Source organism: Photobacterium makurazakiensis (assembly GCF_050336715.1).
GTDB classification, from domain to species: Bacteria; Pseudomonadota; Gammaproteobacteria; order Enterobacterales; family Vibrionaceae; genus Photobacterium; species Photobacterium makurazakiensis.
In genome coordinates this window covers 1-5,041 of the sequence record NZ_JAKJSJ010000119.1, presented here as the reverse complement: position 1 = coordinate 5,041, position 5,041 = coordinate 1, and the positions used below count along the sequence as shown (strand labels likewise).

The 5,041-nt window shown below is 41.7% G+C and carries 3 protein-coding genes; all 3 read left to right on the top strand.

All coding sequences use genetic code 11. The features are described from left to right. Positions 1 to 1,385, top strand: a 1,385-nt coding sequence (locus L4D09_RS28370; protein ID WP_428460888.1) for a glycoside hydrolase family 2 TIM barrel-domain containing protein, incomplete at its 5' end; no start/stop codon positions are given. Between the two features lie 6 nt (positions 1,386 to 1,391). After that, complete coding sequence (locus L4D09_RS28365) at positions 1,392 to 3,050, top strand: glycoside hydrolase family 9 protein (RefSeq protein WP_428460887.1); 1,659 nt, start codon at positions 1,392 to 1,394, stop codon at positions 3,048 to 3,050. A gap of 14 nt (positions 3,051 to 3,064) precedes the next feature. Continuing rightward, the gene (locus L4D09_RS28360) at positions 3,065 to 4,933 is read left to right on the top strand and encodes a glycosyltransferase family 2 protein (protein WP_428460886.1); all 1,869 of its coding nucleotides are present in this window, start codon (positions 3,065 to 3,067) and stop codon (positions 4,931 to 4,933) included. Positions 4,934 to 5,041 lie beyond the last annotated feature (108 nt).

Genomic DNA, 5,041 nt, shown 5'->3' with positions numbered 1-5,041 from the left:
AAGTAACAGTTCAACTACCTGAAGCGGTACGAAAACTAWGGTGGCCATGGGATTGGGGAGAGCCCAATTTATATCAAGTTGACGTTAAAGTATTGCTCGAGGGAATCCCTTCAGACATAACCACAGAAACTGTTGGTTTTCGTCGTATTCGACTCGATGAAGAAAGCCGACGTTTTTATGTAAACGATAAGCCATATTTCGTTCGAGGCACAAACTATATAGCTAGCCAGTGGCTTGGTGATATTACCGCTATAGGCTATCAATCTGATTTAGCACTTATGCGGCAGGCCAATGTGAACAGTGTTCGTGTTCATGCACATGTTGCGGGTAAATCGTTTTATGATGCAGCAGATAAAGCAGGAATCATCGTTTGGCAAGACTTCCCATTACAGTGGGGGTATAGCGATGATCCTGTTTTTTTAGCAGAAGCCGCTCGGCAAACTCAGGCCATGACTGATCTGCTGTACAACCATGCATCGATTGCATTCTGGTGTGGTCATAATGAACCACCTTGGGATGCTAGCTGGATGCAGTATAAATATGACAGTTACGAACCAGAACAAAATGAAGTACTTACTGAAAGGGTGTATCAAAAGTTGCTTAGCGCTGGTGATGGACGAATTGTACGCAAAGCATCTTATACCAAGGAGCACCCTTGGTTGGGGTGGTACTCCGGTAAGTATACCGATTATGCAACTTATCAACCGTCAATGATTGTCAGTGAGTTCGGCGCACAAGCAATGCCAAGCTGGGAAATTATTGAGGAGCTTGTTGATAGCAAGAAAGAGTGGCCATTAACTAAAGCGACTATTGAGAAGCTGAAATACCATAATTATCAACCCTATGAAACCTTAAAGCTTGCCAATGTGCAACAAGGTGAATCTCTGTCACAGTTTTGGAGGAATTCTCAAGAATATCAAAGGGTAGTGACAAAATTTGCAGCTGAGCATCTAAGATTAAATAAAGATGACGGTGTTGCTGCAATTTATCAGTTTATGTTTGTTGATAGTTGGCCTTCTATTACGTGGTCGGTATTAGATGTTGAACGAAATGAAAAGCCAGGTTATCAAGCACTTAAGCAAGCTTATCAGCCTATTTTAGCGGTTGTAGAGTTAGATAAAAGCCGTTTAGCAGCTGCAGTGTCTATCACGATAGTTAATGATTCATTGAGAGCCTTTGAAGGAGCAAAGATTATAGTTTCAAATGCTTACAATGATGACGAATGGGTATTTAAGGATGTATCAATACCCGCAAACAAACAAATCAAAGTCATTGATGGTGAGGTATTAATGGGGATGTCCGAATTTTTGAATATTGAAATTCGAGATCATCAAGGGGTCGTAATAAGCCAAAACCATTATCAGGCTAAAGACTTTAAAGGCTAGGTACATATGACAAGGATGTTGGCGTTATTTTTCGGGGTACTCTCTGCTAGCACGGTGCAAGCAGAAACTATTGCGGTGAATCAGCAGGGATATTTCCCAACGGGTGACAAACATGCCTATGTACTGTCAGGCAGTACTAAAACCGTCTCTTTATACTCACTAGATAAAGGAAAAGATGTTCTTCAACTCGATGTACTTGAAACAACAACATTGGCTGATGAGCGGGTACTTAGTAAAGTGGATTTTTCTGAGTATTCGAATCCAGGTTGGTATCAACTATCGAATGGTGAGCACCAGTCGGCTCCTTTTTTAATCGCTCCTAACGCCTACGAAAACCTGAATAATCGTTTGGTTCATGCGCTTTATTTACAACGCTCTGGCATGCCAATTAATGATGCCTTAACGGGTATGCGTCGTCCTGAAAGCCATATGAGTGATGGGGTTATTTTCCGTGGTGATACTTTTCATAAAGAAGGCTCACAGCTTGATGTGACTGGCGGTTGGTATGATGCCGGTGATTTTGGTAAGTATGTTGCCACGACAGCTATCACAGTTGCTCGATTGCTAGAGGCTTACCGACAAGCGCCTGATTTATACCCAATAGAGGGTTCACATACATTACCGCCGATTATTCAAGAGGCAGTATATGGGCTGGACTGGCTTTTAAAAATGCAGCGTGAAGATGGTGCAGTTTACCGCAAAGTATCTGGGGCCAAATGGCCAGCCAAAATTGGACCGTGGCAAGATAATCAAACTCGTTATATTTATGGGGTTAGCAGCCCTGAAACGGCCAAGTTTTCAGGTGTAATGGCTTTTGCATCACGGACTATAGCGCCTTTTGATCGCACATTATCTCGTTCTTATTTAAAAGCGGCGTTACATGCCGCCAATTATCTTGAATTACAACCAGAACAATATATTGATTGGCTTGCTGGTGATGATAGCGGCTCTGGTCCTTATGTTAAAAATAAAATAGATACAGAACCGTCATTAGATACAGATGTTGATGATCGTCTTTGGGCATTTGCTGAGCTTTATATCACAACAGGTCAGGGTAAATACCTTGAATTGTTTAAGCAGCATTATGACCCACGCTGGATTGATATTTTCGAGTGGAAAAATCCTGCAGTAATGGGAGTTTGGCACCTTATTTTAGAAGAGCAGGGTGAGTTTCGCGATACGTTAGCGGCTGATTTACAAACTGTTGCGAACCGATATGTGCAGCAAGCTCAAACGTCCCCTTTTCATATTGCCAATCAGCGGTTCATTTGGGGCTCAAACAAGATGACAGCAGAAGCGGGAATTTTAGTTGCTTGGGCTGATTTTGCGAATGCTGAAGAGAATAACCGCACTACCGTTCAATCACAGATTGATTACTTGTTAGGGGCAAATGCGTTTGATATGAGTTTTGTTACTCATAGCGGAACGTATGCGGTTAGACATTTACATCACCTCTATCAAATCGCGACAGGTGTCAGTTTGCCGGGCTTTTTAGTCGGTGGACCTAACGAATTAGCACAAGCTGGTGTAGCACCTAAAAACATGGGCATGCTGAGTTATGTGGATAGTGAAAAGTCATATGCAGTTAATGAGTTTGCAATTGATTATAACGCGAGCCTTATTGGTTTGTTGGCTGTGCATAGAACGTACTTTAACCAAAAATAATCGGAGTTAAAGAAATGGATTTTTATTTTAAGGAGTTTGAGCACCGTAAGCCACCTGAGCCAGTGCCACATAGTATGTCAAGGGAGCTACTGTATCAGTATCTGGCGACGTGTAATCTTACTTTAGGGCTTTGGTATTTATGGTGGCGTTGGTCGTTTGCGCTTAACTATGATGCTATGTGGTTTGCATTTCCATTAGCATTTGCAGAGTCGTGTGCATTTGTTGGCTCGGTATTATTCACGTTTAACCTTTGGAAAACCAAAGATGAACCAAAACGTCCGCCACCACATACTATTGATGAGTGTGTGTCAGACGATAGCCCCGAAAATGGAGATACCCGGCCAATAAGTATTGATGTGTTCTTCCCCACGTATGATGAAGAACCTGAGCTTGTTCGCCTAAGCATTCAAGATGCGCAAAAAATTCGATATCCGTACGATATTGAAATTAAAATTTTCATCCTTGATGATGGTAAGCGCCCTGATATGGCGGCTCTAGCACAAGAAATGGGCGTGGAGTACATCACGCGTGAAAATAATGTTGGGTTTAAAGCGGGTAACCTTCGTAATGCGCTAGAGCAAACGTATGGTGATTTTATTGTCATTTGTGATGCTGATACGCGTCCGTTCCCGACTATTTTAGAGAATACAATTGGTTACTTCCGCGACCCTGATGTGGCTTGGGTTCAGACGCCACAGTGGTTCTTTGATTTACCAGAGGGGGAACGCTTACCGAAATGGCTTAATCGTAAAGTAGGCCGATTCGGTGCAATGTTAGGACGTGGAATAGAACGTTTTTATGGGCCTGTCACGCTTGGTGAAGACCCGTATGTTAACGATCCACAAATGTTTTACGATGTTATTCAACGTCGTCGTAATTGGGTAAATGCATCTTTCTGTTGTGGTGCTGGTTCAATTCACCGACGTGAAGCGGTGATGGAAGCTGCATTACGAAGTTACAGTGAGCAGATTAGTAAAGAACACCGCGAAGTTGAAAAACAGATCCGTAAAATAACCAAAGAAAAGAGTGTTGATAGTGAAGTGTCGGATAATTTACGTCAGGAAATTATCTTTGATACGGAATTCACACCTTATAAATTCCATGTTTCAGAAGATATTTACACATCTATTGTTCTTCACTCAGATACTGAACGTAATTGGCGATCAGTTCAGCACCCTGAAGTGGAAAGTAAAATGCTCTCTCCTCAAGATTTACAAACTTGGACAGTACAACGTTTTAAATATTCTGGCGGTTCGATTGATATCTTTATGAACGATAATCCCTTACTTAGGAAGGGAATGGATTGGAAACAAAAGATGATGTACGGCGCGAGTTTTTGGTCAAACTTGTCGGCAGTATGGAATATTATTTTCTTGTTATGTCCTATCATTTATTTCTTAACCAGTATCGCACCAGTAAGTGCCTATGACGTAACGTTCTACCTTCATTTTATCCCATTTGTATTGACGGCTGAGTTAGCGATGATGGTAGGAACATGGGGGGTATCCGGCTATAAGGGAAAAACAAATTTCTTGTCTTTCTTCCCTGTCAATATGCGTGCACTTTGGACGGTATTGCGTGGTAGAAAAATAAGCTTCCCAACAACACCGAAAGAACGCCAGACTGGTACCTTTGGAAAACTAGTTATACCGCAAAAAATAATATTTGGTTTAAGTTTATTTAGTATGGTGTTTGCTTGGTTTAGTTATTTTTCGGGAGCTTTTGGTAATTATTCGCTAGGTGGACTTATTTTTAATAGCTTCTGGACCGTAAACAATATGATGGCGATGTGGGGCATGATAGCGGCCGCTTATTGGTCACCACCACCGACAGACAAAGAGCAAGAACAGCAGGAATCTGAGGAATTAGAATATGGAATTTAAACAAGCTTTTGTTAATGCCCGGCATCATATAGTTTTTCTATTAGGGTTATTTACCGCTCTTGCTATCGCTTTCAGTATTGAAACGCGTGATTATGGGCATATCTTAGG

Bases quoted from the DNA above. Each gene is read 5' to 3' on its own strand.
- L4D09_RS28365 (WP_428460887.1), top strand. From the start codon at position 1,392: ATGACAAGGATGTTGGCGTTATTTTTCGGGGTACTCTCTGCTAGCACG.
- L4D09_RS28360 (WP_428460886.1), top strand. From the start codon at position 3,065: ATGGATTTTTATTTTAAGGAGTTTGAGCACCGTAAGCCACCTGAGCCA.